Below are 273 nucleotides of genomic sequence, written 5' to 3'. Positions count from 1 at the left end.
TCACCTTCGAGAACGCGGCGCAACTCTACGCCGAGCTCTGACGGCGATGGCCAGCAACCCAGCTGATCGGGGCAGCCGCGGCAAATATGCCGACCGGCTCGATCCGGAGTTCTGGGACTATATCGACCGGGTCAACAGCTGGTACCCGCCGGAGATCGTGGCCGCACCTATCGCCGAGCAGCGCGCGGTCTACAACCGGATGTGCGTGGCGTTTCACCAAGGGCGTCCCGAAGGCGTGACCACCATTGACGGCGGCGTCGCCACGGCTTCGCA

At 65.6% G+C, this 273-nt stretch carries 1 pseudogene; it reads left to right on the top strand.

From position 1 onward, the window contains the following. Positions 1–46 precede the first annotated feature (46 nt). A pseudogene (locus P9217_RS30195) lies at positions 47–273 on the top strand (esterase); the annotation flags it as partial.

It is taken from the genome of Mesorhizobium sp. WSM4989 (assembly GCF_029625795.1).
Taxonomy (GTDB): domain Bacteria; phylum Pseudomonadota; class Alphaproteobacteria; order Rhizobiales; family Rhizobiaceae; genus Mesorhizobium.
The sequence above is the reverse complement of the archived record's forward strand: the minus strand, read 5'-3'. Positions and strand labels throughout refer to the sequence as shown.